General features: G+C 63.3%; 27 protein-coding genes. 16 read left to right on the forward strand and 11 right to left on the reverse strand.

Features of this window, described 5'->3' with window-relative positions; genetic code table 11:
• Position 1: 1 nt before the first annotated feature.
• The 4 genes from CD175_RS09395 to CD175_RS09410 all read left to right on the forward strand — a co-directional run bounded on the left by CD175_RS09395 (position 2) and on the right by CD175_RS09410 (position 2873).
• Complete coding sequence (locus CD175_RS09395) at positions 2–796, forward strand: ABC transporter ATP-binding protein (protein WP_104448661.1); 795 nt, start codon at positions 2–4, stop codon at positions 794–796.
• Positions 797–853: 57 nt separating this feature from the next.
• Entirely contained in the window at positions 854–1666 is an 813-nt protein-coding gene (locus tag CD175_RS09400) for an energy transducer TonB (RefSeq protein WP_104448662.1), read from the forward strand.
• A gap of 81 nt (positions 1667–1747) precedes the next feature.
• Entirely contained in the window at positions 1748–2470 is a 723-nt protein-coding gene (locus tag CD175_RS09405; protein ID WP_104448663.1) for a MotA/TolQ/ExbB proton channel family protein, read from the forward strand.
• Between the two features lies 1 nt (position 2471).
• The gene (locus CD175_RS09410; RefSeq protein ID WP_103395705.1) at positions 2472–2873 is read left to right on the forward strand and encodes an ExbD/TolR family protein; all 402 of its coding nucleotides are present in this window, start codon (positions 2472–2474) and stop codon (positions 2871–2873) included.
• Positions 2874–2969: 96 nt separating this feature from the next.
• Here the strand turns inward: CD175_RS09410 and hpaC are convergent, their stop codons facing one another.
• Positions 2970–3482, reverse strand: coding sequence for a 4-hydroxyphenylacetate 3-monooxygenase, reductase component (gene hpaC / locus CD175_RS09415; protein WP_008002569.1), 513 nt, complete (start codon positions 3480–3482; stop codon positions 2970–2972).
• 260 nt (positions 3483–3742) lie between these two features.
• Here hpaC and CD175_RS09420 point away from each other — a divergent pair, with 260 nt between their 5' ends.
• Positions 3743–4372: a response regulator transcription factor gene (locus tag CD175_RS09420; RefSeq protein ID WP_104448664.1), complete on the forward strand. Its 630-nt coding sequence runs from the start codon at positions 3743–3745 to the stop codon at positions 4370–4372.
• A gap of 118 nt (positions 4373–4490) precedes the next feature.
• On the opposite strand, the gene feaR is transcribed toward CD175_RS09420, so the two are convergent.
• From feaR to CD175_RS09470, 9 genes are all read right to left on the reverse strand, one after another.
• The gene (feaR, locus tag CD175_RS09425; protein WP_104448665.1) at positions 4491–5411 is read right to left on the reverse strand and encodes a transcriptional regulator FeaR; all 921 of its coding nucleotides are present in this window, start codon (positions 5409–5411) and stop codon (positions 4491–4493) included.
• Positions 5412–5563: 152 nt separating this feature from the next.
• The gene (locus tag CD175_RS09430; protein ID WP_104448666.1) at positions 5564–6514 is read right to left on the reverse strand and encodes a PDR/VanB family oxidoreductase; all 951 of its coding nucleotides are present in this window, start codon (positions 6512–6514) and stop codon (positions 5564–5566) included.
• A gap of 145 nt (positions 6515–6659) precedes the next feature.
• Positions 6660–7400 carry an SDR family NAD(P)-dependent oxidoreductase gene (locus CD175_RS09440; protein WP_102675694.1) on the reverse strand — a complete coding sequence of 247 codons (741 nt, stop codon included), beginning with the start codon at positions 7398–7400 and terminating at the stop codon, positions 6660–6662.
• Between the two features lie 10 nt (positions 7401–7410).
• Positions 7411–7911, reverse strand: coding sequence for an aromatic-ring-hydroxylating dioxygenase subunit beta (locus CD175_RS09445; protein WP_104448667.1), 501 nt, complete (start codon positions 7909–7911; stop codon positions 7411–7413).
• Positions 7908–9191, reverse strand: a complete 1284-nt coding sequence (locus tag CD175_RS09450) for an aromatic ring-hydroxylating oxygenase subunit alpha (RefSeq protein WP_102701674.1) — start codon at positions 9189–9191, stop codon at positions 7908–7910. Before CD175_RS09450 ends, CD175_RS09445 begins: the two co-directional genes overlap by 4 nt.
• 23 nt (positions 9192–9214) lie before the next feature.
• Positions 9215–10339: an amidase gene (locus CD175_RS09455; RefSeq protein ID WP_104448668.1), complete on the reverse strand. Its 1125-nt coding sequence runs from the start codon at positions 10337–10339 to the stop codon at positions 9215–9217.
• The gene (locus tag CD175_RS09460) at positions 10336–10821 is read right to left on the reverse strand and encodes a nuclear transport factor 2 family protein (protein WP_104448669.1); all 486 of its coding nucleotides are present in this window, start codon (positions 10819–10821) and stop codon (positions 10336–10338) included. The genes CD175_RS09455 and CD175_RS09460 overlap by 4 nt, the downstream gene beginning before the upstream one ends.
• 3 nt (positions 10822–10824) lie before the next feature.
• The gene (locus CD175_RS09465) at positions 10825–11196 is read right to left on the reverse strand and encodes a hypothetical protein (RefSeq protein WP_007978123.1); all 372 of its coding nucleotides are present in this window, start codon (positions 11194–11196) and stop codon (positions 10825–10827) included.
• Positions 11197–11226: 30 nt separating this feature from the next.
• On the reverse strand, positions 11227–12384 hold the full coding sequence (locus tag CD175_RS09470) for an acyl-CoA dehydrogenase family protein (RefSeq protein WP_104448670.1): 1158 nt from the start codon (positions 12382–12384) through the stop codon (positions 11227–11229).
• Between the two features lie 335 nt (positions 12385–12719).
• Here CD175_RS09470 and CD175_RS09475 point away from each other — a divergent pair, with 335 nt between their 5' ends.
• From CD175_RS09475 to CD175_RS09510, 8 genes are all read left to right on the forward strand, one after another.
• Positions 12720–14192 (forward strand): PAS domain-containing sensor histidine kinase, encoded by a 1473-nt coding sequence (locus CD175_RS09475; protein WP_104448671.1) that lies wholly within the window; start codon positions 12720–12722, stop codon positions 14190–14192.
• Positions 14193–14414: 222 nt separating this feature from the next.
• Positions 14415–15563 (forward strand): amine dehydrogenase large subunit, encoded by a 1149-nt coding sequence (locus CD175_RS09480; RefSeq protein WP_104448672.1) that lies wholly within the window; start codon positions 14415–14417, stop codon positions 15561–15563.
• Between the two features lie 11 nt (positions 15564–15574).
• The gene (locus CD175_RS09485; protein ID WP_104448673.1) at positions 15575–16114 is read left to right on the forward strand and encodes a MauE/DoxX family redox-associated membrane protein; all 540 of its coding nucleotides are present in this window, start codon (positions 15575–15577) and stop codon (positions 16112–16114) included.
• Between the two features lie 5 nt (positions 16115–16119).
• Positions 16120–16734 (forward strand): methylamine dehydrogenase accessory protein MauD, encoded by a 615-nt coding sequence (mauD, locus tag CD175_RS09490; protein ID WP_104448674.1) that lies wholly within the window; start codon positions 16120–16122, stop codon positions 16732–16734.
• 18 nt (positions 16735–16752) lie between these two features.
• Entirely contained in the window at positions 16753–17274 is a 522-nt protein-coding gene (locus CD175_RS09495) for a methylamine dehydrogenase light chain (protein ID WP_007978110.1), read from the forward strand.
• Positions 17275–17500: 226 nt separating this feature from the next.
• Positions 17501–18052 (forward strand): cytochrome C, encoded by a 552-nt coding sequence (locus CD175_RS09500; RefSeq protein WP_104448675.1) that lies wholly within the window; start codon positions 17501–17503, stop codon positions 18050–18052.
• A gap of 51 nt (positions 18053–18103) precedes the next feature.
• Complete coding sequence (locus CD175_RS09505) at positions 18104–18316, forward strand: DUF4287 domain-containing protein (protein ID WP_007978105.1); 213 nt, start codon at positions 18104–18106, stop codon at positions 18314–18316.
• Between the two features lie 14 nt (positions 18317–18330).
• Positions 18331–19002 (forward strand): class I SAM-dependent methyltransferase, encoded by a 672-nt coding sequence (locus CD175_RS09510; RefSeq protein ID WP_104448676.1) that lies wholly within the window; start codon positions 18331–18333, stop codon positions 19000–19002.
• Between the two features lie 360 nt (positions 19003–19362).
• Here CD175_RS09510 and metE read toward each other — a convergent pair whose 3' ends face one another.
• Complete coding sequence (metE, locus tag CD175_RS09515) at positions 19363–21651, reverse strand: 5-methyltetrahydropteroyltriglutamate--homocysteine S-methyltransferase (RefSeq protein WP_104448677.1); 2289 nt, start codon at positions 21649–21651, stop codon at positions 19363–19365.
• A 396-nt stretch (positions 21652–22047) separates the two neighbouring features.
• Between metE and CD175_RS09520 the strand changes: the two genes are divergently transcribed.
• From CD175_RS09520 to CD175_RS09530, 3 genes are read left to right on the forward strand one after another with little or no spacing between them, the layout of a single operon-like run.
• Complete coding sequence (locus tag CD175_RS09520) at positions 22048–23031, forward strand: FecCD family ABC transporter permease (RefSeq protein ID WP_167399519.1); 984 nt, start codon at positions 22048–22050, stop codon at positions 23029–23031.
• Positions 23031–23798: a heme ABC transporter ATP-binding protein gene (locus CD175_RS09525; RefSeq protein ID WP_104448679.1), complete on the forward strand. Its 768-nt coding sequence runs from the start codon at positions 23031–23033 to the stop codon at positions 23796–23798. Before CD175_RS09520 ends, CD175_RS09525 begins: the two co-directional genes overlap by 1 nt.
• 55 nt (positions 23799–23853) lie before the next feature.
• Complete coding sequence (locus CD175_RS09530) at positions 23854–24738, forward strand: ChaN family lipoprotein (RefSeq protein ID WP_104448680.1); 885 nt, start codon at positions 23854–23856, stop codon at positions 24736–24738.
• Positions 24739–24877 lie beyond the last annotated feature (139 nt).

Consider the following 24877-nt stretch of genomic DNA (forward strand, 5'->3'; position numbering starts at 1 on the left):
CATGAACGCAATTGCCCAACATGTCCTGCCACACAGCACCCCGACACAGTCCGGTGCGCTGCACATTCGCGGCCTGAGCAAAGCCTATCGGATCGAAGGCCAGCCCTTGCCGGTGCTGCGCAGCATCAACCTCGACGTACGCCCCGGCGAGTTCGTCAGCATCGTGGGGGCCAGCGGCTGCGGAAAATCCACGCTGCTGCGGCTCATCGTCGGGCTGGAGGCCGACTATGAAGGTGACATCCTGCTGGATGGCAAGCGGGTCGTGGCCACCAGCCTGGAGCGCGGGATCGTGTTTCAGGATCACCGTTTGTTTCCGTGGATGACCCTGAGCCAGAACATTGCCCTGGCCTTGAAAAACCACTCGCTGTCACAAGCGGAAAAGGACCGGCTGGTGGCCGAGCACATTGCCCTGGTCAACCTGGATGGCTTTGAAAATGCCTACCCGCACCAGTTGTCCGGTGGCATGGCGCAACGGGCAGCCATTGCCCGGGCACTGATCAACAAACCCAAAGTGCTGTTGCTCGACGAACCCCTCGGTGCGCTCGACGCGTTGACCCGGGTACGCCTGCAACACGAGTTGCAGCGCATCTGGGTGCAACAACGCTGCACCGTCATCATGGTCACCCACGACATCGAGGAAGCCCTGTACCTGGGTGACCGGGTGATCGTCATGGACGCCCATCCGGGACGGATCAAACACGAAATCAGGGTCGACCTGCCCCATCCCCGGGACCGGGCGTCAACCGTGCTGCAAGGCTACAAGGAACAACTGCTGGAAGAGCTGGTGGGACATTGAGACCCGGACCGCTCCATCGAGGCATGGAAAAAACACAGGATTCACAGGAGTAAACAAATGGGCAATGTCCAAAGCCCCGCCAGTCTGCCGCGGGTATTGCAGAGTCCGGCCCTCGGTGAGCTGCTCAACCTTGGCCGGGTATTTCGAGAGCCCCTGGCACTGTCGCGCCTGCACAGCACCCCCAAACGGGTGTTGAGTCGACGCGAGGTGGTCTTGCTGGGAGTGTTGGCGCTGGTGCTGCATGGCGCGGTGATTGTCTGGGTCAGCCAGGCACCCACGCCGCAACTGCCCGTCGTGCCCCCGGAAATTCCGCCGATGACCATCGAGTTCTCGCAGCCGGCGCCACCCGTTGTCGAACCGCCTCCGCCCGAGCCGGTGGTCCAACCCGTGGTGGAGCCGCCTCCTCCGGTGGAGGATGAACTGGCCGTGAAGCCGCCACCGCCCAAGCCGATCCCCAAGCCCAAGCCTGTGGTCAAGCCTGTGCCTAAACCGGTGGCCAAACCCGTGACGCAGCAGCCTGCCCCACCCGCGCCGCCACAACCCGTGGCCGCTGCGCCAACACCGGCGGCACCGCCTGCGCCAGCACCGGTCACTCCGGCTTCGGCAACTGCCGGTTACCTGCATAACCCGGCACCGGAATACCCGTCCCAGGCCATGCGCCGTGGCTGGCAAGGCACGGTCTTGCTGCGCGTGCATGTGTTGGCCAGCGGAAAGCCCGGAGAAATCCAGATTCAGAAAAGCAGTGGCCGCGATTCACTGGACGACGCCGCACTGGCCGCCGTGAAACGCTGGAGCTTCGTCCCGGCCAAGCAAGGCGACGTCGCCCTGGATGGCTGGGTCAGCGTGCCCATCGACTTCAAAATCAAGTAATACAACCCTACGAGACCCCGCGGGCTACCTGACAAAAGGCGCATCGCTACAACCGATCTACTGCCTTGTTGGAGCACGACCATGAATCTACTCACCTCCCCCTTCGAATCCATCGAACACGCCGTCATCTGGCTGTTGATCGTATTCTCCGTCGCCACCTGGGGCCTGGCCTTGCTCAAGGGCTTGCAGTTCACCCGGCTCAAGGCGCAGGACCGCAAATTCCACAAGCAATTCTGGGCCGCTTCGAGCCTTGAATCGGCCGCTGATTTCGCCCACAACCTGCCTGGCGCTGCCGCCCGCGTTGCGCTGGCCGGTTACCACGCCATCCAGACCGGTGACAGTCAGAGCGCCGACCTCAGCCAGTCGATCAATCATCAGGACCGCCTTGAGCGCGCATTGCGCCAGCAGATCGTGCGTGAACGGCGCTCGCTGGAAACAGGCTTGGCAATCCTCGCCAGTATCGGCAGCACCTCGCCCTTCATCGGCCTCTTCGGCACCGTTTGGGGGATCATGTCCGCGTTGAAAGGGATCAGTGCGGCAGGCTCGGCAAGCCTGGAAACCGTAGCGGGCCCCATCGGCGCCGCACTGGTCGCCACTGGCGTCGGTATTGCGGTCGCCGTGCCGGCGGTGCTGGTCTACAACTATTTCCTGCGCCGCCTGAAGTTGACGGCAGCAGACCTGGATGACTTTGCACACGACTTCTACAGCCTGGCGCAGAAACATGCGTTCCGCGTGCTGCTGAGCCCGGTCGCGGGCAAGTCCGGCGCCCACGCCGCCGGGCAGAAAATCAAGGAGGCGTCCTGATATGGCCTTCTCGACACAGGACAACGATGAAGTGCTCAGCGAGATCAACGTCACGCCCCTGGTGGACGTGATGCTGGTGCTGCTGGTGGTGTTCATCGTCACCGCGCCACTGCTGACCAATGCGATTCCGATCAACTTGCCCAAGACCGAAGCCGTGGCGCCGGTGGAGCAGAAAGATCCGCTGGTGGTGAGCATCGACGGCGCCGGCAAGCTGTTCATCAACAAGGATGAAATCCAGCCGGACTTGCTGGAATTCAACTTGCAGGCGGCAAAGGCCAAGGACCCGGAAGTCCGCGTGCAATTGCAGGCCGATGACGGCGTGAACTACGGTGAAGTGGCGCGCGCCATGGCGTCCATTGAGCGGGCGGGGATTACCAAACTGTCGGTGATCACCGCGAGGTAAACCTCACACGGTCACTGCAGGAGCCCGGCTTGCCGGCGATAGCGGTCTACAGGGCCTCATCGCTGGCAAGCCAGCTCCTACAGGTATGGGGGGAGCTCAGCAATGGGCGCCGGCATGTTCCAGGCGATGGAACAAGCGGTTGAAATACACCAGGCTGTCGCGTGGTTCGCGCACCCCGACCTTCGTCAGTTCCACGAACATCACCGAGTGCGAGCCCACTTCCTTGCACTCGCTGATGCGCCCTTCCAGCTGCACCAGGGCATCGCGCAGTACCGGCACGTCGGCCGCGCCGTCGTCCCACAGGTCCCAGGCGAAGCGCTCGGCCATCGGCACCTGGGTCATGCCGGCGAAGTGTCGGGCCAGTTCTTCCTGTTCGCCACACAGCACGTTGACGCACAAGTGGCCGTTGGTGCGGAACACGTCGTGGGTGGCGCTGTTGCGGTTGACGCACACCAACACGGTGGGCGGCGAATCGGTCACCGAGCACACGGCGCTGGCGGTGATGCCGCAGCGCCCGCCGGGGCCGTTGGTGGTAATGATGTTCACCGCCGCAGGCAGCTGCGCCATGGCGTTGCGAAAGTCGATTTGCTGCTGGCTCAGGTCGGCCATGTCGATGCCCCTTCCTTCAGGAGGACCGCCATCTTGCGGCCCGTAGGTGATGGAACAAGACTAAGGCTGCCAGCGCGGCACAACCATTCTGACGATCCCCATGGCAGGGTTGGGTTTCCGCTAGTCGACTAGGTGGTTTCTTTATCGCAAGGGCCGGCCACAGTGGGTATTCTGCTGACTGGCTCCACAAAGACGAGCCGATGCGTGCCGCGCGTTCGCGTGCGAAAACAATAATTAGAAAACTTTCGTGGCAGCCCCCGATGGAAACCCGCAAACCGATTGTTTATATCGTTGACGACGACAAGGACCTGCGCACTTCGCTGGCCTGGTTGCTGGAGTCGGTCAGCGTGCAGGCGCAGTGCTTTGCCGGCGCCGAAGAGTTCCTCAGCCAGTACGACCCCAAACAGCCCGCCTGCCTGGTGCTCGACGTGCGCATGCCGGAGACCAGCGGTTTCCAGTTGCAGGAAATCCTCAACCAGCGCGGCAGCACCCTGCCGACCATCTTCGTCTCGGCCCATGGCGACATCCCGATGTCGGTCACGGCGATGAAGAACGGCGCGCTGGACTTCGTCGAGAAGCCCTACAACCCGCAACAGATGATCGACCGCATCCAGGCCGCGCTGAAGACCGCCGTGCACGCCCAGGCCGATCAGCAACAGCGTCAGAACCTGCAGGGCAAACTGGCGTTGCTGACCAGCCGTGAGCGGGAAGTGTTGATGCTGGTGATCGATGGCAAGGCCAGCAAAGTGATCGCGCGGGAGCTGAACATCAGCGTGAAGACCGTTGACGTGCACCGCACCAAGATCAAGGAAAAGATGGGTGTGACCAGCATCGCCATGCTGGTGCGCGAGGTGCTGCATTTGCCGGTGGACGAGCCGGCGCGGCATTGAGCATTCTGTATTCGCTGAAGATCCCTGTAGGAGCTGCCGAAGGCTGCGATCTTTTGATCTTCTAAAGAGCAAGATCAAAAGATCGCAGCCTTCGGCAGCTCCTACAGGGGGGGCGGGGTCAGGTGTGGCTATAGCGCTTGCGATAAGCACCCGGTGACACGCCGAAGCGCGATTTGAAGGCCGACGAGAAGTAGCTCGAATCCGAGAAGCCCCAGGCATAACACAGCGCCGAAAGCTTCTGCTCGACATCGGCGCGGCGCAGGTTTTCGGCGCAAAAGTCCAGGCGACGGTGCTTGATGTACTGCGCCACCACCAGGCCGCGCTTGGAGAACATCCGGTACAGGCCGCGCACGGAAATTCCGACTTCACGGGCGATCAATTCAGGGCACAGTTCTTCGTCGCTGAGGTGCGCATCAATGAACGCGATGATCTTGCGGAACTGCCGCTCATGGGGATCGGCCGCGCTGTCCCGGGCGCTGATACCCGGCAACAACAAACTGGCCAGGGCATCGAGCACGGCCTCGCTTTCCTGCATGTCCAGCCCTTCCTGCTGGCGAGTCTCCAGCACCAGCTTGTTGGCCATCGCCGCCAGCGGGCTGCTGGCCGCAATGCGGGTGGCGCAGTTGACGGCATTGAAGTGCGAACCCCGCTCGACCACCTGGCGCGGAAGAATCAGCGACAGCTGTCGGCAATCGTCGTGGTAGGTCATGTCGCTCGGACGGCTGGCGTCGATCAGCGCGATGTCGCCACAACCCAGTTGCGCGCGGTTGTCGCCCTGCTCCAGCTGTGAACTGCCACGCATCTGGAACACGGCGTAGTAGTGGCCGTCGTTGCTGGTGCTGACGTCCTTGCTGGTGCGATACAAATGCACGTGCGCCATGTCGACCACACTGAGGTTGATAGCACCGCTGCGGAATTCCGCCAGTTCGCCGTAGAAATCAGTGTCCAGCGCCCGCGCGTCGAAACGCCCACAGGCCTGGTTCACCTGGCTCAACCAACTTTCGAACGCCTCGTTGCGCACCGTCGATGCTGTAATCATGTCCGCAAAGCCTCACGTTTTTGTTGTTATTTTTCGACCGCTTCATCGAGCGGTTCGTCAAAACCGTTGTGTCTGTAGCCATCGCCTCCCTCGACGGCCGCCGGGCGCCCATTCAACAGGCTCCGGCGCACGCTTTCCAGCCTTCCCGAGGCTTAAATGTCCAATACCAGACGAGCGGAAAGCGCCCGTGATACACAGGCGCAGATCTGCTTGTTGGACGCCTTTTCCTTGTTCGACAGGCAGTTGTCGCGGTGCTCCGGTACGCCATCCAGCACTTCGACGATGCAGGTGCCGCAAATACCTTCGCGGCATTCGGTGTCGATGTCGCAACCATGGGCCTGCAGCACGTCGACCAGACTGGCGTCGGCCGGCACATGCAGCACCACGCCGGAACTGGCCAGCTGCACTTCGAAACCGCCGGCCGGGGCGCTGTTGGCCGCCGGGTCCGCCGCGAAGTGTTCGAGGTGAATGGCCTCATCCGGGTGACTGCGCGAAGCCACCGCCACCACTGTGTTCATGAAGGGTGCCGGGCCGCAGGTGTAGACATGGGCGGCGCTGCCGGCGCGCTCCAGGCATGCGCTTAATGCACCGTCCAGGTCCGCGGGTTCCACACCGTAGTGAAACTCCACGTGATCGGCAAAACGGGTCGCCAACAGCTCGGTAAACGCGGCGTACTGCGCCGAACGGGCGAAATAATGCAGGCGATACGGCTGGCCGCTTTCCGCCAGTTTGTAGGCCATGCTCAGCAGCGGCGTGACACCGATACCGGCGGCGAACAACAGGTGTTCACAGGCACTTTCATCGAGACGGAACAGGTTGCGCGGCGCGCCCATCTCCAGCTCCATGCCCTCCTCGACCTGCTCGTGCAACGCCAGCGAACCGCCGCGTGACTGCGCTTCTTTCTTCACCGCCACCAGGTACGCACGGCGATCCTGGGGCGGGCTGCACAGCGAATACTGGCGGGTCACCCCGGTCGGCCCGGTCAGGTCGACGTGGGCACCCGGTTCATAGGTGTCGAGCGGCTGGCCGTCACTGCGCACGAGGCGAAAGGAGCGGATATCCAGCGCTTCGTCGACGATCCTTTCGATCTTCACCTTCATCATTGCATCACCTGAATACACTTGGTTGGGTTTAACTACACCCCCCTGTAGGAGCTGCCGAAGGCTGCGATCTTTTGATTTTGTTTTTTAAAATCAAGATCAAAAGATCGCAGCCTTCGGCAGCTCCTACAGAGGGGGGGTGTGTTGTTTAGCGCATGAACAAGCCGCCGTTGATGTCCCAGCACGCGCCCGTGACGGAGGCGGCGTTGTCGGCGATCAGCAGCAACACGCTGTCGGCGATGTACGATGGATCGCCGAGGGTGCCGGCCGGGATCATTTTCAGGATCTGCTCCAGACGCTCCGGCGCCACGGTTTCGCGCACCACCGGCAAGTCCAGCGGACCTGGCGAGATGCTGTTGACCGTCACCCCTTGCGGCGCCAGTTCACGGGCGAAAACCTTGGTCAGGGTCGCCACGCCGCCCTTGGCCGCCGCGTAGTGCGCGCCGGTGGCGGTACCGCCGTTCTGCCCGGCCAGCGACGCGATGTTGACGATGCGCCCGAAGCCACGCTCGGCAAAGTGCGCGCCGAACACCTGACAGGCCACGAAGGTGCCGCGCAGGTTGATCGCCATCGACTCGTCGAACTCTTCTGGCGTGATGTCCATCAGCGCCGCGACTTTCGACACGCCGGCGTTGTTCACCAGAATGTCGGTGCCGCCCCACTGCTCAACGAGCAGGTCGCGGGCACGCTGGAAGTCGGCCTTGCTGCGCACATCCAGCTCGATGGCCATGGCGCTGGCGCCGCTGCCGTCGAGTTGCAAAGCCAGTTGCTGCACGCCGTCGAGGCGCACATCCGCCAAGGCGACGCGATAACCTGCCGCGTGCAGACGGCGGGCGATGCACTCGCCCAGCCCGCGCGAGGCACCCGTTACGAGGGCTACTCGACTCATGTGGGTACCCTCACAAAAGGAAGCCGAGCGCGCTCAGGCTGTCGGTGGAGTTGATCAGGCGCACCACCTTGCGTTCCAGGGTCGGCACGCCGTCGGTGAAGCGGATGCGGTGGTTCAGGTCGGCCACGAATGGCGTGTGCACGCCGCGCTTGTAGGCGTACAGCAACTGCGCGGAATTCACTTCGACGATGTCACCGGCCGCTTCCACCAGACGGAAACGCGAGACGGTGCGAATGGTTTTCGCCGCGTCCACCGCCGACGGCGAGAAGCCGGCGCTCAGGCGTTCGATGCGCAGGGCACGCATGCGTGCATCGTCGTAGGCGTAGTTGAGGGTCGCTTCGAAATCTTCGGTGTCCGGGTCGATCGGCACGATGTACTTGCCGCTGTCGCTCCACAGCGTGGCCCATTCGGCATAGTGCTTGTGGTCGAGCAGCTCGGCTTCGCGCCAGATGAATTCGATGGCCTGGGCCAAGGGACCTGCAAAACCGTTCAGGGTGTCGTGATTGCTCATTGGCTCATCATCCTTTTCCACATGTCGTAGGCACCGCGCATGCCGCCTTCGTCGGTGGCGTGGCTGACCTTGTCGCCGTTTTCAGCGGTGATTTCGCGGTTCAGGCCGCGGTTGACCAGGATCGGCGCGTCGACGCCGGCATACGAGCCGCGCTGCACGCGGTCCCAGGCTTCGGCATCGTCAGGGCTGCCGAAACCGAACGGGCCCTGGAAGTGTTCGTGGATGCGCATGCGTTCGCGGTTGGCGATTTCCGGGCCGCCGTCCATGCCGAGGGCCACGTGACGGATCTCGGTTTCGGTGACTGACACCGGGCGCAGCACGCGGAAGAACGACATCGACATCGCCACGTTGGGGAACAGGTTCAGGTTGAAACCGGCGCCGTGCAGCGAGCGCACGATGCGACGCACCTGATCGGCCGGCAGGGTTTTCGACAGCTCTTCGGTGACGTGGGCGAAGCGTTCCTGCAACTGTTCGGTGCCGTCGTCGTGATCCAGGTCGACGTGCTCCGGCACCATCACCATCACGCTGTGGCCGTTGCCCAGGGAGTGGGTCACGGCTTGTTCGTCGGTCATGAACGAGAGCATTTCCGAGGTTTCTTCGTCCACCGATGACATGAATGACTTGTGCACGATGGGGAAGTGATAACCGTCGGTGGTGTTTTCCAGCTGGATCTTCCAGTTGCCCTTGAAGCTGAACTTGTGTTCGCCCTGGGTCTTGATCGGGTAGCCGGCGCCCTGCTTCATGAACAGGTCCATCCAGTGTCTGGCGCCGCCGAGGAAGTCTTCCAGCGGTTCGATCTCGTCGTTGTAGCTGGCGAAGACCATGCCGGCGTAGCTTTCGACGCGCAGGCTGGTCAGCGGCAGTTCGGACTTTTCCAGGATGCCTTCGTAACCGTCCGGATACGGCAACGCCCGCAGCTTGCCGTCCAGGCCATAGGACCAGCTGTGGTACGGGCAGGTGAAACCGGTGGCGTTGCCCTTGTGCTTCTCGCACACGGTGGCGCCACGGTGGCGGCAACGGTTTTCCAGCACGTTGATGGTGTTCTTCTTGTCGCGCACGACGATCACCGGGCGACGGCCGATGGTGGCGGTCTTGAAGTCGCCGCTATTACGCACCTCGCTTTCGTGGGCCACCCACACCCAGGTGCGGTAGAAAATCTTTTCCAGCTCGGCTTCGAACAGCGCCGGATCGTTGTACAGCGAGACGTCGACGCGGTCGTGACTGACCAGGTCTTCGGGGCTTTTCGACGTTGCGATCAGCCGGTATTCATGAGTGCTCATGCGGTTCTCCTCATGGCTTCTTTTTAGATTTGGGTTGTAGAGGCTTGAAGTTGCGCACCAAAGGCGCAGACCAGCTCGTCCTGACCTTTGCGGCCGACGATTTGCAGGCCGACTTTCAATCCGCCGCAATCGAGTTCCACCGGCACCGTCAGCGCCGGGTGGCCGCTGAGGTTGAAAGGCCGCACCAGCGGGGTCATGCCGGCCACGGCCTTGCTGCCGGCGCGGGCTTCGCTGAGGGTCGGCGGCAGGCTTGGCAGGGTCGGCAGCAACAGCACGGCGAACTCTTCCAGTGCCGCATCGACCTGTTGCGTGAAGCGCGTGCGCACGGCTTCAGCCTCTGCGAGCTCTTCACGCGTAGTACGGCTGGCCGCCAACAGGCGTGTCTCGACATCGGCACCGATCAGGCCTTTGCCGGTGAGATGACCGAACGCGGCCCAGTTTTCAAAATTGATCACGGTCAGGCCGGCGGCGAACGCGGCTTCGAATTCGCTCAGGTGCAGGTGGCTGCGGCGCCATCCCGCGCGGTCGGCCGCGGCACCGAGACTGGCTTGCAGATGCGCGTCACAGGCCACGTCGAGGAAGCCGACTTTCGCGCCGTCTGCGGGCAGTCCCTGCACCTCGAAGCCTGGGCAAATAACCTGCATGGCAGCGATCAGGTCGTCCATGGACCTGGCGAACGGCCCGACGCAATCGAGGCTCGATTCCCGCGGATGGGCACCGATGCGGCTGACACGGCCATAGGTCGGCTTGAGCCCGGCGATACCGCAGCACGCTGCCGGCACCCGCACCGAACCTCCAGTGTCGGTGCCGATGGCGATGTCTGCCAGGCCGGCGGCGACCGCCGAGGCCGAGCCGCTGGAGGAACCACCCGGCACTCGGTCCGGCGCCTGCGGGTTCACCGGTGTGCCGGTCCAGTCGTTGATGCCGGTGACGCCGAAGGCCAGTTCATGCAGGTTGGTCTTGCCGACGATCTGCCAGCCGGCGTCGAGGATCGCGTCGACCACTTCGGCGTTTTTCGTGGCAGCGGGTGCATCGGCGAAGGCTCGGCTGCCCGAGCGGGTCGGGTGGCCGGCGATGTCGATGGAGTCCTTGATGGCGACGCGCTTGCCGTTGCCGCCGAGGAGGAATTCGCTGATGAAAGTACTCATGTGCCCGCTCCCAAGGTGAAAAGCTGCGTATTGAACAGCCGTTGCGTGCGGAAATGCGCGATCAGCCAGGCGCCGTCGACGCAGCGGAAATCGATGTTCAGCCGCGTGCCGAACAGCTCGCTGCGGTCATCGGCGTAGGTGGAGATCTGCTGCATGATCCACTGCCCTTGCGCCATGCTGCCTTCGACGCTGATCGACTCGCTGGTGAGGTAGTGCAGGTTCAGTCGGAAGTGCTCCGACGGCGGCAGGTAACCGCCGACAAACGCGGCGACGGCATCGCGTCCACGGTGTTGGCCGAAGGTCTGCGTAGTCTGGCTGCCGACGCCTTCCCAGATCGCATCGATGCAGAACAGCTCAGCCAATTCGCTGACATGGGTAAGCGCCCTCGGCACATCGCACAGGTCCATGTAGCGCGCCATCAGACGACGCACCGCGCTTTCCCCTTCGAGCGTCTGAAGACGCTGCAGCAAGGCCTCGTTCATGGCTTACACCCGGGCCGCGTCAGGGATGGTCAGCGGGCGACCGATGCGCGCTTCGACCTTGGCGTAGCGCCACAGGCTGTACTCGCCCACCGGCGTGGTGCGGAACAGGTTGCAGGCGTCGATCACCGACTGGTGGCAGTCGACGTCGGCCATGATGTACACGGTCCAGGGCGAGGTGGTCGACGGGCCGACCATCAGGCGGTCGTCGTCCATGGCGCCGAGCACGGTGATGCCGGGCATGGCGCCGAGGGAGCCCATCATCTGGCTGAAGCCCTTCCACACGCTCAGGCCTTCGCCGGTGGGCAGGTCGAAAAAGTTCTGGGTGATGCCGATGCAGAAGACGACGCGCAACGGTTCCTGGGTAGCTTGGGACATGGTGTTGATCCTTGAAAAAGTAATGAAAAATCAGATGTAGCCCGGGAACGGCGGCACGCCGAGGAACACCGAGCCGGCGCCGTCGTACAGCCCTTCGCTGAGGAAGGCGTGCTGGGTCACCACCATCGAGTCGCGCAGGTAGCGTTGCAGCGGATGACGCAGGTAAATCGCGGTGGTCCCGGCCAGGCTGTAGGCGCTCTGCACCACCTCGGCCCCCGCCTGGGAGACATGGATCGCCGACAGGCGCAGCAGGCTGGTCTGCTCCGGCGTGACCGGGTTGCCGGCCAGGATCGAGTTCCACACCTGTTCGGTGGCGTTGTAGAAGAAACCCCGCGCGGCCATCAGCTTGGCTTCGGCCCTGGCGATCTCGATGCGCACGTAAGCGCGGTCGGCCATTTTCGGCGCACCGGTAATGCCGCCGGTGCCGGCCATGCGACTGATTTCGTCCAGCGCTGCACGGGCCAGGCCGAGGTTGACCACCGCCAGCACTTGCGCGGCGTAGGCGATCGACGGGTAGCGGAACAGCGGTTCGTCGATGGTGGCGGCACCGCCACGGATGAAGGTCCAGCGGTCCTCGACGAATTTGTCGGTGACGCGCAGGTCATGGCTGCCGGTGCCCTTGAGGCCGACCACATCCCAGTTTTCGACGATCTCGACCTGGCTGGCCGGGAACACCGCCGTGCGCGGTTTGCCGCCCGCCGCACTGGCGCCGATGCCGACACCCAGCAGGTCCGCGCCTTTGCTGCCGCTGGCGAACTTCCAGGTGCCGTTGACCTGCCAGCCGCCTTCCACCGCCTCGGCTGGCTGTAACGGGAACAACCCGCCGGCGAACACCAGGTCCGGGCTCTCGGCGTAGATTTCAGCCAGGGTTTGCGGTGGCAAGGCCGCCAGGTAGACACCGGCGCTGCCGAAGCTGGCCACCCAGCCCGCCGAGCCGTCGGCTTCGGAGATGCGCTCGATCATGTGCAGGAACAGCGCCGGTGCCAGGGCGTCGCCGCCGTAGCATTTCGGCGTGGCGGCGCGGTAGATGCCCACCTGCTTGAAGCGCTCGATCATGTCCCGAGGCACGTGGGAGCCGGCGTCGAACTCCTCGCGGCGTTGGCGAACCTCATCCAGCACCTGCTCAAATAGCTGACTCTCGACCATTGGCACGACCGGGCCGGACACAGGGTCTTGTTGCCGCAGCATGGGCTAGTTCTCCGTTTTGATTATTGTTAGAGGGCTGCACCGGTACCTGTAGGAGCGAGCCTGCTCGCGAAAAACGTCCGGACAACGCGGTCATTCAGACGGGACGCGTTATCGTTGACGTCCATCGCGAGCAGGCTCGCTCCTACAAAGAGCGCGGCGGTTGCCCTTGCATTGGAGGCCAGTGTAAAAACCGCATCCGCCCGCAACTATTGGGGCGTGCAGCCTCCGCGCTAAAGAAAACCCCTAGACCCACGCCGGTTACCTCTGAGCGCATCGCGCTGTGCGAGCAGGTATAAAACGCCATACTGCAAACCTCTGCCGCCAAGGGCCGTGCGATGTACCTGCCAAAACCGAACGACTTTTTTGCGCTGATCGAAGCCATGCCGCTGTGCATCATTCTTCATGACGCGCACACCAAGGAGATTCTCTGGGCCAACGCCGCTGCCCTGGCGGCGCTGGGCTTTACCCTGGAGGAACTGACGCCGCTCAAGGCCCCGGACATGACCCGCGATGCGCCGAAGTACCGACGTTCGGTAGGCTTGCGCTGGCTCGAAAGCGCGGCGCGCACCGGGCAGCGGGCCATCGAGTGGTGCTATCGCTCCAAGCAAGGGGTGGAGATTCTTTCCGAGGCGGTGGCGACCCTGGTGCACCTGGACGGTCGCGACGTGTTGATGGTGCAGTTCCGCGACATCTCCAAAGAGGACAAGGTCAAGCGCGACCTCAAGCGTTTCGAAAGCCGGCTCAAGGCCTTCATGCAGGACCTGGCCGAAGGCGTGGCGGTGCTCGGCCCCGAGGGTGACATCCGTTTTATCAGCGACTCCGGCGCGCACCTGCTCAACAGCGAAGTGCACAAGCTGATGGGCAAGAACTTCCTGGCCTGGTGCGACGACGCATCCGGCCAGCGCTTGTTGCAACAACTTGCCCATGAAACGCCGGAGCACGCGCCGTTCAACGTGCATTACAAGGTGCAGCGCCGCGATGGCGAGTGGCGTTGGCATGACGCAACCTGCCGCTACATCGAGATTGAAGATGATCTGGTCGGCCATCTGCTGCTGTTCCGCGACGTCACCGAGCAGGTCCAGGCCGAGGAAGCGCGGCGGGTCAGCGAGCAGAAGCTCGAGTACCTGGCGCGCTACAACGCCATGGGCGAAATGGCCGTGGCCATCGCCCACGAACTGAGCCAGCCCTTGGCCGCCACCCGCAACTTCATTGAAGGCACGATGATTCGCCTGGGCAACGCCGGGGAAACCGATCAGGACGTCGCCTGGGGTTTGCAAAACGCGGTACGGCAAATCGAGCATGCCTCGGTGATCATCAAGAGCGTGCGCGATTACGTGGTCAAGCTGGAGCAGTCGGAAGAGCGGGTCGACCTTAATGAGCTGCTGCGCGAAACCCGCTACTTCATCAGCCTGCGCGCCGACCCGAGCCGGGTGCGCGTGGAAATCATCGCCTCGCCAGAACCGCTGATGGTGAGTTGCGAGAAGGTGCTGATCGGCCAGGTGATCCTCAACCTGGCCTTCAACGCCATCGAAGAAATGGCCGACCTGCCCGCCGAACGCCGCGTGTTGCGTATCCAGGCCAGCCGCGACAACGAGGTGGCGCTGGTGCGCATCGAAGACTGCGGCCGAGGCATCCAGGCCCAGGCGCAGGAGAAGCTGTTCGACGGCTTTTTCTCCTCCAAGGTCAGTGGCAACGGCATTGGCCTGGCGCTGTGCAAGAACATCATCGGCCGCCACCGGGGTGATATCTGGGCGCAAAACCTGGAGCCGTGTGGCGCTGTTTTCAGCTTTTCCCTTCCCCTCGTTTAAAGCAAAGATCGCAGCCTGCGGCAGCTCCTACAGGGTGCGCATTACCCTGTAGGAGCTGCCGCAGGCTGCGATCTTTTCGCTGTTCATCACGACTGGCACAGACACACAAACACTTGGCAGGCAGGGCAATTCTCCTGATCGCGGGGCACGGCAGAATCAAAGGGTAAAAATCTGCCAAAGCACCCGCGATCCGCGTTACCAACAATTCAGGAAGTTCCCCTTATGCGAACAAACAGGATCTCCGTACAGTCAGCGCTTGGCCTGAGCCTGCTTGTACTCGGTTTGAACAGTGCCCGCGCGGATTTGCCCGCCGGTACGATTGGCCAGACCGTTCTGGCGTTTCCACCCGAAGCTCACCGCGCGTTTGTCATCGACGTCGAGTTCGACAGTTTCGTCGCTGGCCGCGTGACCGTGGTCGACCCGGACCAGAAGCGCATCCTCGGCATGGTGCCGACCGGTTTTGCCGCGCCGTCGACCCTCAGCCATGACAAGAAGACCCTCTACAGCGCCGACATCTGGTATTCGCGCGGCACCCGCGGTACCCGTACCGATGTGCTGACCGCGTGGGACAGTTCGACCCTGTCGCCAGCCTGGGAAGTGCTGATCCCGAACAAGCGTGCCGAATCGCTGACCCAGCGTTACTCGCTCAAGCCGAGTGGCGACGACAAGTTCGTCTATGTCTACAACTTCACCCCGTCGACCTCGGTCACCGTGGTCGACACCCAGGCCAAGGTCGTTGCCACGGAAATCGCCATCCCCGGTTGCGTGCTCAACTACCCGATCGGCAACCGCCGCTTCGCCTCGCTGTGCGGCGACGGCAGCCTGCAAGTGGTGACCCTCAACGATCAGGGCCAGGAAACCGCGCGCAGCCGCACGCCGTTCTTTGATCCGAACGCGGAAAAACTGGTAGAGCGCGCGGTCAACGTTGGCGACACCTACTACTTCACCACCACGACCGGCACCGTGCGTCCGGTGGATTTCGCCGGTGACGCGCCGAAGATCCTGCCGTCCTGGTCACTTGTTACCGACGAGGACAAGAAGGCCGGTTGGGCACCGGGTGGCTGGCAGTTGATGGCCGTGGCGCCGAAGCTGGACCGCCTGTATGTGCTGATGCACGACGCCCACGAAGCCATGAAGTGGGAAGACCCGAGCCCGTTGATCTGGGCGTTCGACCTCAAGACCCACAAGAAAGTAGCGACCCTGGAAGCCCCGGTTCCGGTGTGGAGCATGCAGGCCACCGGCGACGACAAGCCGCTGTTGCTCGGCGCCGATGTGGAAGGCGGTTTGCAGATTTTCGATCTGAAGACCAACAAGCTCACCGGCAGCATGCCGAAAGTCGCGAAGACCGCGACTCAGGTCCTGAGCTACTGAGAGGTTCGGCCATGCACACAGATCCGATCTTCATCATTGCCAGCGCCATCGCCATCGCGGTGTTGCTGGCCAGCGCCGCGACCCACAAGTTGCGCGCGCCGGCCCGCTTCGCCCGGCAACTGGCGGACTACCAACTGCTGCCCCAGGCGCTGGTGCGCCCGACGGCACGGCTGGTGCCGCTGCTGGAACTGGCCATCGCCTTTGCCCTGCTGGTGCCGGTCAGCCGTGGTTACGCCGCGGTGAGCGCGGCCAGCCTGTTGGCGCTGTACGCCGCCGCCATCGGCATCAACCTGTGGCGCGGTCGCGCGGACATCGACTGCGGTTGCGCCGGTCCCGACCAGGCACAACCGCTGCGCCCGGTGCTGCTGGCGCGCAACAGCGCACTGGTGCTGCTTACGCTGGTGGCCAGCGTGGCGCCGGTGGCCCGCGACCTCAACCTGTTCGATGGCTTCGTGACCCTGGCCGCCGCCGCGGTCGCGTTGCTCATCTACGCCGCCGCCGATGGCTTGCTGGCGAACTCCCCTCTTCTGCTCAAATTGATTGGTAGGTAATCGAAATGGAAGGCTTGATTGTTTCCAACGTTCTGCTCTGGGTGCTGCTGGTGGCCGTGGCGTTTGTCGTCATGGGCCTGGTGCGGCAGATTGGCGTGCTGCACGGGCGTCTGGCCCCGGCCGGCGCACTGATGGTCGACAAAGGCGTGGCGGTCAATGAACCCGCACCACAGATCACTGCCAGCGATCGTCACGGTCGCCCGGTGAACTTCGGCTATGCCGGTGAAAAATCGCAATTACTGTTCTTCCTCTCGCCGACCTGCCCGATCTGCAAGTCGCTGCTGCCGGCGATCAAATCCATCGCCAAGGAGCAAGCGGGCAGTCTGGACGTGGTGTTCGTCAGCGATGGCGACATGGACGCCCAGCAAGCGCTGATCCGGGAACACAAACTCGAAGACGCCACCTACGTGGTCGGCCCGCAAGTGGGCATGACCTACCAGATCGGCAAGCTGCCGTACGCCGCGCTGATCGACAAGGCCGGCACTTTGCGCGCCAAGGGCCTGGTCAACTCCCGCGAGCACCTGGACAGCCTGTTCGAAGTCGAGCACCTCAAGCACGCCACGTTGCAGCAGTACCTCAATGCCCAACCCCACACCCACGACCACAGCCACAGCCACTGATAAGGCAGGGAGACGTTTATGAAACTGCTGGATCTGTTGTTCGAGCGCTCGACCCGCCGTGTGGCCGACACCACCTCGCGCCGTAAATTGCTGTCGCGCATGGGCTCGCTGATGGTGGCCGGTGCCGCCCTGCCCTTGCTGCTGCCGCTGGACCGTACCAGCAAGGCCTTGGCCGCGGAGCCGGCGCAGGCTGGCGACCCGGGTGATCCAAACAGCTGCGACTACTGGCGCTACTGCTCCATCGACGGCTTTCTGTGCAGTTGCTGCGGCGGTTCGGTGACCTCCTGCCCGCCAGGCACCGAAGCCTCGCAAGTGACCTGGATCGGCACCTGCCGCAACCCGGCCGATGGCAAGGACTACATCATTTCGTACAACGACTGCTGCGGTAAGCAAAGCTGCGCCCAGTGCGCCTGTACCCGTAACGACAGTGAAGAACCGGCTTACCGCCCGTTCAACAACAACGATGTGAACTGGTGCCTGGCCGCCAAATCGCACATCTACCACTGCACCGTTTCGGTGATCCGCGGCGTCGCCGTCTAAACGCGCACTTTCCGCCGGTTGCTCGGGCAATCGGCGGTTTTTTTCTGTGGCTGCTTTTCTCTTTTTTACGGCTTTGTGTGTGTGTACCTGTAGGAGCGAGCCTGCTCGCGAAGAACTCAAGGGCGACGCGTTAAACCAGATAGCCCGCGTTATCGTTGACGTCCTTCGCGAGCAGGCTCGCTCCTACATAGAGGTGCCAAACCGGTCATCAGCGGAGGTTTGTTTTATGCGTAGGTTGATATTGCTCGGACTCGTCTGCGCCCTGAGCGCCCCGCTCGCGTTCGCCCGGGCTATTCCCGACCCGGCGCAGGGCCATGCGCCGGGCAACGAAGAGATTCAAAAACCGATCGCCCAGGCTGGCTACAGCGTGGGTGTGAACTACCAGCTGCAATGCGCCGGTTGCCACCTGGGCGACGGCACGGGTTCCGCCGCCAATGACACGCCACGGATGAAAAACTTTGTCGGCAACTTCCTGAAGGTACCGGGCGGCCGCGAATTCCTCGTGCGGGTGCCGGGCATGTCGCAGTCGGCGCTGAACAACGCGCAACTGGCGGACTTGCTCAACTGGCTGATGCGTAAAGACGGCATGGCGGGCGAAAGCCTGCCGGACGACTATCAGCCTTACACCGCCGAAGAAGTCACGGCGCTGCGTGCCCAGACCATGCTCAACCTGCCCGGCACCCGCAGCGAATTGATCAAGGCCATGCGCGCCCAGGGCATCGCGATCGATGACGGGATGACCGCTGGAACGATGGACTCGCCGACGGCAAATCAGTAACGTAGCCGGTGCTGCTTTCGAACCCACAAAAGCGAAAAGGGAGTTTGCATCGTGACCGAAGAGACAAAACCCAAAGGACCGGCTTCGTACTTCCCGTCAATCGAGAAGAAGTATGGGCAGCCGATCAGCCATTGGCTGGATCTGCTTAAAACCCTCAGCGACAAGAAACACATGGAACTGGTGGCCTGGCTCAAGACCGAACACGGCATGGGTCATGGCCACGCCAACGCGCTGGTTGCCTATCATTTGGCAACGGCCACCTAGCACCGGACAACGCCATGCCCGCCCCCGAATCCACCCTCCTCGACAGCTGGCACCACAATGCCCGGGCCTGGATCGACGCCATCCGCACGGGCACCATCGAAAGCCGTCTGAAGGTCACCGACCAGGCCATCCTGCTGGCGGTGCTGGGGCGCCAGCCCGAGCGGGTGCTCGATCTGGGCTGCGGCGAAGGCTGGCTGTTGCGTGCGCTGACGGACCGGGCCATCGAGGCGGTCGGGGTGGATGGCGATGCGACGCTGGTGGCGGCGGCGCGGGCGGCGGGCGCGGCACCGGTGCATCTGGCGAGCTATGAACAGTTGGCAGAGGCAGCCGTCGACATCGGCCGCGACTACAACCTGATCTGCGCCAACTTCGCCCTGCTGCATCAGGACATCATCCCCCTGCTCGGCGCCATGAACAGCCTGCTCGCCCCAGGCGGCGCGCTGGTGATCCAGACGCTGCACCCGTGGGCCGCTGCGGCGGGCGACTATCAGGATGGCTGGCGGGAGGAGACCTTTGCCGGATTCAAGGGCCAGTGGCAGCCCATGCCGTGGTACTTCCGCACCCTGTCCAGTTGGCTCAACGCGCTGGACATGGCCGGTTTTGTACTGGCCGGCTTACAGGAACCGCAGCACCCGCAAAGCCCTGTGCCACAGTCGTTGCTGTTGGTGGCCGAGCCGCGGCTGTAGGAGCGAAGAGACCGGCACATTCGACATCGATGTTGCCTGACACTCCGTCATCGCGAGCAAGCTCGCTCCCACAGGTTCAGGGCTGTACGCAAAATCTGCGAACTAACCAGGACACTGTGGGAGCGAGCCTGCTCGCGATAGCGATCTGGCAGTCACTACTCCGGTGTCTGTCATGCCGCCTTCGCGAGCAGGCTGTCCCACAGGTTCAGGGCTGTACGCAAAATCTGCGAACTAACCAGGTCACTGTGGGAGCGAGCCTGCTCGCGATAGCGATCTGGCAGTCACTACTCCGGTGTCTGTCATGCCGCCTTCGCGAGCAGGCTCGCTCCCACAGGTCTCAGTGGTGCATCCAGCAACGCGTCAGGCCCACTCTTTACGCAACTGACGCGCAGCGTTGACCATGTGCACCAGCGCCGCTTCGGTTTCCGGCCAGCCCCGGGTTTTCAGGCCGCAGTCCGGGTTGACCCACAGGCGGTCGGCGGGAATGCGCCTGGCGGCCTTACGCAAAAGGTTGGCCATTTCCGAGGAGTCCGGCACCCGTGGCGAGTGGATGTCGTACACGCCGGGGCCGATGTCGTTCGGGTAGGCGAAGGCTTCGAACGCGTCCAGCAACTCCATGTCCGAGCGCGAGGTTTCGATGGTGATCACGTCGGCATCCATGGCGGCGATGGACTCGATCACATCGTTGAATTCGCTGTAGCACATGTGGGTGTGGATCTGGGTTTCGTCCCGCACACCCGAGGCGCACAGGCGGAACACTTCGGTCGCCCAGTCCAGGTAGTGCTGCCACTGCGCCTGGCGCAACGGCAAGCCTTCGCGGAACGCCGCTTCGTCGATCTGCACGATCCTGATCCCGGCGGCTTCCAGGTCCACCACTTCGTCGCGAATGGCCAGGGCCAGTTGACGGGCCTGTACTTCACGGGTCACGTCTTCGCGCGGGAACGACCACATCAGCATGGTCACGGGACCGGTCAGCATGCCCTTCATCACTTTGTCGGTGAGACCTTGAGCGTAGCGGATCCACTCCACGGTCATGGCTTTCGGGCGGCTCAGGTCGCCGAAGATCACCGCCGGTTTCACGCAGCGCGAACCGTAGCTCTGCACCCAGCCAAAACGGGTGAACACATAGCCGTCGAGTTGCTCGGCGAAGTATTCGACCATGTCGTTGCGCTCGGCTTCACCGTGCACCAGCACGTCCAGGCCCAGGTTTTCCTGGACTTGCACGGCGTGACGGATCTCGCTGTGCATCGCTTCGGTGTACTCGGCCTCGGTCAGCTTGCCTTGCTTGAACGACTGGCGCGCCAGACGGATCGACGCGGTTTGCGGGAACGAACCAATGGTGGTGGTCGGGAACAGTGGCAGGTTCAGGCCGGCGCGTTGCCTGGCGATGCGCTGGGCAAACAGCGATTGACGCTGGCTGTCCCTGGCGGTGATCGCGGCCACACGCGCCTGAACAGCCGGTTTGTGGATGCGTGGCGATGCAGCACGGGCAGCCTGAACGGCGCGACTTTGGCTCAGCGCTTCGAGCACTTTCGGCGCTTCGGGTTCGTTGACCGACTGAGCTAGCAGCGCGACTTCTTCACACTTCTGCACGGCAAACGCCAGCCAGCTTTTCAGCTCGCCATCGAGCTGCTCTTCGCGGCCCAGGTCAACCGGACTGTGCAGCAGCGAGCAGGACGGCGCGACCCACAGGCGATCACCCAGGCGTTCATGAGCATGCTGCAGGGTGGCCAGGGCGTTTTCCAGATCGCAGCGCCAGACGTTGCGACCGTTGACCACACCCAGCGACAGCACTTTATAGGCCGGCAGGCGGTCGAGAATGGTCGGGTACTGTTCAGGCGCACGCACCAGATCGATGTGCAGACCGTCGACCGGCAGGTTGGCGGCCAGGCCCAGGTTCTCTTCCAGGCCACCGAAGTAAGTGGCGACCAGCTTCTTCAGCGGGTCACGCTGGATCAGGTTGTAGGCGCGTTCGAAGGCGTTTTTCCAGTCCTGAGGCAAGTCGAGCACCAGGATCGGCTCGTCGATTTGCACCCACTCGACGCCCTGTGCCGCGAGGCGCTGGAAGATCTGGCCGTACAGCGGCAGCAGGCGTTCGAGCAGTTCGAGCTTGTCGAATTCGGCGCCCTTGGCCTTGCCCAGCCACAAGTAGGTCAGCGGGCCGATGATGACGGGCTTGACGTTATGCCCCAGTGCGCGGGCTTCTTCGACTTCTTCGAACAGTTGATCCCAGCCAAGCTGGAACTGCTGGTCGGCGCTGAACTCCGGGACCAGGTAGTGATAGTTGGTGTCGAACCACTTGGTCATTTCCTGGGCGTGGGCACCGCCGCAGCAGCTGTCGCTCACACCGCGCGCCATGCCGAACAGGGTCTGCAGGCTGGCCTTGCCATCGTGCGGGCGGAAACGCTCAGGGATCACACCGAACATCAACGAGTGGGTCAGGACCTGGTCGTACCAGGCGAAGTCGCCAACCGGCAGCAGTTCGATGCCGGCCTTTTTCTGCAAGTCCCAGTGGGTCAGGCGCAGGTCACGGCCAACGGCGCGCAGGCCGGCTTCGTCCAGCTCGCCCTTCCAGAACGCCTCTTGGGCCTTTTTCAGTTCACGGTCGCGGCCGATGCGCGGAAATCCAAGGGAATGGGCCAATGCCATGTCAAATAACTCCAATGCGTTCAATGGAGCCATTGTCGACAGTGCCGGCGAGTGAGACAAACTCATTTTAATCGTGATGATCACAAGTTCTTCTCATGATCCGTAGCGCTGCGCAACCGGCGCTGGATGGACACCTGGTTCAACGCGCTCGTCTCAATGTCCAACCTGCACCTTGGCGTGTGCGTAAGCCGGGCGTCGATGGCATCATCACCCGCTACGAAGTTTTCGATGTCCGCCCCCTTTGATCGACCAAGGAATAGTCCCGATGCGTATCAAAACACGGCTGGCCTGTGCCACGGTGCTCTACCCGGACGCCAAAGCGCAGAGCGCCGGGTTCAACCCATGACGGCCATTTTCCGGCCGCGTCCGACCTTGATCTGTTTGCTGCTGTTGCTGGTGCTGGTGTTCTGGCTGTCCCTGGCCCTTGGGCCAGTGAGTCTGCCGCTGGGCGATACCTTGCTGGCCGGGATGCGCCTGCTGGGGTTGCCGCTTGACGGGGGTGACACGCAGCAGGCGGAGCTGATCCTCGGTCAGATCCGCCTGCCGCGCAGCCTGCTCGGCATCGCCGTGGGCTCGGTACTGGCATTGTCCGGCGTGGCGATGCAGGGGTTGTTCCGCAACCCCTTGGCGGACCCGGGCCTGGTCGGCGTGTCCGGCGGTGCCGCGCTGGGTGCCGCCCTCGCCATCGTCGGCGGCAGCCTGCTGGGTGGCGTGTCACCGGCCATCGAACCTTATCTGCTGTCGGTCAGCGCCTTCGCCGGTGGCTTGATCGTCACGGCGGTGGTGTATCGCTTCGGCCGCCGCAACGGGCAAACCGACGTTGCCACCCTGCTGTTGGCGGGTGTGGCGATGACGGCCATGGCCGGTGCCGGCGTGGGTCTGTTCACCTACCTGGCCGATGACGCGACCTTGCGCACCCTGACGTTCTGGAACCTGGGCAGCCTCAACGGCGCCAGCTATCCGCGCCTGTGGCCATTACTGATCGTCACCCTGGGCGTGGCGCTGTGGTTGCCACGTCGTGCGGCGGCACTCAATGCCATGCTGCTGGGCGAGTCGGAGGCCCGTCACCTGGGCTTCGACATCGAGCGGATCAAGCTTGAACTGGTGTTGTGCACGGCGCTCGGCGTCGGCGCGGCCGTGGCGGCAGCCGGCCTGATCGGCTTCATCGGCCTGGTGGTGCCGCACCTGATGCGCCTGCTGGTCGGCCCGGATCACCGGGTGTTGCTGCCCGCGTCGTTGCTCGCCGGTGCGAGCCTGCTGTTGCTGGCCGATCTGGCCGCGCGCCTGCTGTTGGCGCCGGCGGAATTGCCGATCGGCATCGTGACCGCACTGATCGGCGCGCCGTTCTTTCTTTATCTGCTGGTTCGAGGGCGTTCCTGATGCTGCGGGCAAACAACTTGCTGGTACGTCGTGGCAACCGCACGGTACTGGCGAACATCGATATCCAATTGCGCCCCGGCGAAGTACTCGGCGTGCTGGGACCGAATGGCGCCGGCAAAAGCACCCTGCTCGCCGCCTTGTGCGGCGAACTGCCAACCAGCGAAGGCAGGGTCAGCCTCGACGAGCGTCCGCTCGCCGACTGGCCAGGCCAGGAACGGGCCAGGCGCCTGGCCGTGCTGCCGCAGAGTTCGAGCCTGAACTTTGCGTTTTCGGTCAATGAAGTCGTGGGCATGGGGCGCCTGCCTCACGCCAGCGGCCGCGTACGCGATGCCGAAATCGTCGCCGAGGCGCTTTCAGCGGCCGATGCGCTTCATCTTGCCGGGCGCAGTTATCTGGCGCTGTCCGGCGGTGAACGCCAGCGCGTGCATCTGGCGCGGGTGCTCGCTCAACTCTGGCCGGGGGCCGAAGGGCAAACCCTGCTGCTCGATGAACCGACGTCGATGCTCGATCCGCTGCACCAGCACACCATTTTACAAGCCGTGCGCGACTTCGCCGAGCGCGGTGCAGCGGTGCTGGTGATTCTGCACGACCTCAATCTGGCTGCACGCTACTGCGATCAACTGCTGTTGTTGCAACAGGGCTTGCCCCACGCCTACGGTCCACCGGCACAGGTGCTGACCGCCGAGGCGCTGGCGGCGGTGTATGGCCTGGAGGTGCTGATCCACCAACACCCGGAACGCGGCCACCCGTTGATCATCGCGCGCTGATACCGTCCCCCTCCTTCATTGATCGAGGGGGCCTCTGTCTATTCAAGGAAAACCGATGCGCTTTCTGTTGCTGTGTGCGTTCAGCCTTTTGGCTGCCTGCCAAACCCATTCTGTAACGCCGCCCCCGGCACCGATTGCCCCGCAAGGGCGCGATCACGCCGACCTTGGCGTCATCCGTGAACTGGCCAGCGGTCGCACGCTGACACCGCAGGAACTGGTCGATCGTTTGGCCGCCGCGCCTCGGGTTCTGGTCGGTGAACAGCACGACAACCCGGACCACCACGCCCTGCAATTGTGGTTGCTGCGCGAGCTGGCGGTACAACGTGCCCAGGGCAGCCTGCTGATGGAGATGCTCAACCCCGATCAACAGGCCAAAGTCGATGCCGCGCAAGCCGCGACCCGCGCTGGCCAGCCGCCGGCCGATGCGTTCAAGGCGCTGGCCTGGCAGGCCAATTGGGACTGGAGCGTCTATGGTGCCCTCGTCACCTACGCGCTGCGCCAACCCTATCCGCTGCTGGCGGCGAATCTGGATCGCGCGCAGATCATGCAGATCTACCGACAGCGCCCTGTGTTGAATGGCGAAGCGTCCACCACCCGACAGGTGCAGGCGACCTTGCTGGACGACATCCGCCAATCCCATTGCGGTCTGCTGCCCGAATCACAAATGCCGGCCATGCTCGCCGTGCAGCAACAACGCGACCGGCGCATGGCCGAGCGCCTGATGGCCGCGCCGACGCCGGCGTTGCTGCTGGCCGGGGCCTTTCATGTGCGCAAGGATCTCGGGGTGCCGCTGCACTTGGAAGACCTCGGTGCCGGTGAAGGCAATGCCGTGCTGATCCTCGCCGAAGCGGGCAAGACCGTGACCGCCGAGAGCGCGGATTACGTGTGGTACACGGCCGCACAGCCGGAACAGGATCATTGCGCGAAGTTGCGTCGTTAATTGTGGCGAGGGGGGTTGTCGGATCGCCGCACCGTCCCGCTGGGTTGCGTAGCGACCCCAAAAAAAGGTTGTTCACGCAATTGCGGGGAACACCGATACCTGTAGGAGCTGCCGAAGGCTGCGATCTTTTGATCTTGCT

The organism is Pseudomonas laurylsulfatiphila (assembly GCF_002934665.1).
GTDB classification, from domain to species: domain Bacteria; phylum Pseudomonadota; class Gammaproteobacteria; order Pseudomonadales; family Pseudomonadaceae; genus Aquipseudomonas; species Aquipseudomonas laurylsulfatiphila.

Bases quoted from the DNA above. Each gene is read 5' to 3' on its own strand.
- CD175_RS09395 (WP_104448661.1), top strand. From the start codon at position 2: ATGAACGCAATTGCCCAACATGTCCTGCCACACAGCACCCCGACACAG.
- CD175_RS09400 (WP_104448662.1), top strand. From the start codon at position 854: ATGGGCAATGTCCAAAGCCCCGCCAGTCTGCCGCGGGTATTGCAGAGT.
- CD175_RS09405 (WP_104448663.1), top strand. From the start codon at position 1,748: ATGAATCTACTCACCTCCCCCTTCGAATCCATCGAACACGCCGTCATC.
- CD175_RS09410 (WP_103395705.1), top strand. From the start codon at position 2,472: ATGGCCTTCTCGACACAGGACAACGATGAAGTGCTCAGCGAGATCAAC.
- hpaC (WP_008002569.1), bottom strand. From the start codon at position 3,482: ATGGCCGACCTGAGCCAGCAGCAAATCGACTTTCGCAACGCCATGGCG.
- CD175_RS09420 (WP_104448664.1), top strand. From the start codon at position 3,743: ATGGAAACCCGCAAACCGATTGTTTATATCGTTGACGACGACAAGGAC.
- feaR (WP_104448665.1), bottom strand. From the start codon at position 5,411: ATGATTACAGCATCGACGGTGCGCAACGAGGCGTTCGAAAGTTGGTTG.
- CD175_RS09430 (WP_104448666.1), bottom strand. From the start codon at position 6,514: ATGATGAAGGTGAAGATCGAAAGGATCGTCGACGAAGCGCTGGATATC.
- CD175_RS09440 (WP_102675694.1), bottom strand. From the start codon at position 7,400: ATGAGTCGAGTAGCCCTCGTAACGGGTGCCTCGCGCGGGCTGGGCGAG.
- CD175_RS09445 (WP_104448667.1), bottom strand. From the start codon at position 7,911: ATGAGCAATCACGACACCCTGAACGGTTTTGCAGGTCCCTTGGCCCAG.
- CD175_RS09450 (WP_102701674.1), bottom strand. From the start codon at position 9,191: ATGAGCACTCATGAATACCGGCTGATCGCAACGTCGAAAAGCCCCGAA.
- CD175_RS09455 (WP_104448668.1), bottom strand. From the start codon at position 10,339: ATGAGTACTTTCATCAGCGAATTCCTCCTCGGCGGCAACGGCAAGCGC.
- CD175_RS09460 (WP_104448669.1), bottom strand. From the start codon at position 10,821: ATGAACGAGGCCTTGCTGCAGCGTCTTCAGACGCTCGAAGGGGAAAGC.
- CD175_RS09465 (WP_007978123.1), bottom strand. From the start codon at position 11,196: ATGTCCCAAGCTACCCAGGAACCGTTGCGCGTCGTCTTCTGCATCGGC.
- CD175_RS09470 (WP_104448670.1), bottom strand. From the start codon at position 12,384: ATGCTGCGGCAACAAGACCCTGTGTCCGGCCCGGTCGTGCCAATGGTC.
- CD175_RS09475 (WP_104448671.1), top strand. From the start codon at position 12,720: ATGTACCTGCCAAAACCGAACGACTTTTTTGCGCTGATCGAAGCCATG.
- CD175_RS09480 (WP_104448672.1), top strand. From the start codon at position 14,415: ATGCGAACAAACAGGATCTCCGTACAGTCAGCGCTTGGCCTGAGCCTG.
- CD175_RS09485 (WP_104448673.1), top strand. From the start codon at position 15,575: ATGCACACAGATCCGATCTTCATCATTGCCAGCGCCATCGCCATCGCG.
- mauD (WP_104448674.1), top strand. From the start codon at position 16,120: ATGGAAGGCTTGATTGTTTCCAACGTTCTGCTCTGGGTGCTGCTGGTG.
- CD175_RS09495 (WP_007978110.1), top strand. From the start codon at position 16,753: ATGAAACTGCTGGATCTGTTGTTCGAGCGCTCGACCCGCCGTGTGGCC.
- CD175_RS09500 (WP_104448675.1), top strand. From the start codon at position 17,501: ATGCGTAGGTTGATATTGCTCGGACTCGTCTGCGCCCTGAGCGCCCCG.
- CD175_RS09510 (WP_104448676.1), top strand. From the start codon at position 18,331: ATGCCCGCCCCCGAATCCACCCTCCTCGACAGCTGGCACCACAATGCC.
- metE (WP_104448677.1), bottom strand. From the start codon at position 21,651: ATGGCATTGGCCCATTCCCTTGGATTTCCGCGCATCGGCCGCGACCGT.
- CD175_RS09525 (WP_104448679.1), top strand. From the start codon at position 23,031: ATGCTGCGGGCAAACAACTTGCTGGTACGTCGTGGCAACCGCACGGTA.
- CD175_RS09530 (WP_104448680.1), top strand. From the start codon at position 23,854: ATGCGCTTTCTGTTGCTGTGTGCGTTCAGCCTTTTGGCTGCCTGCCAA.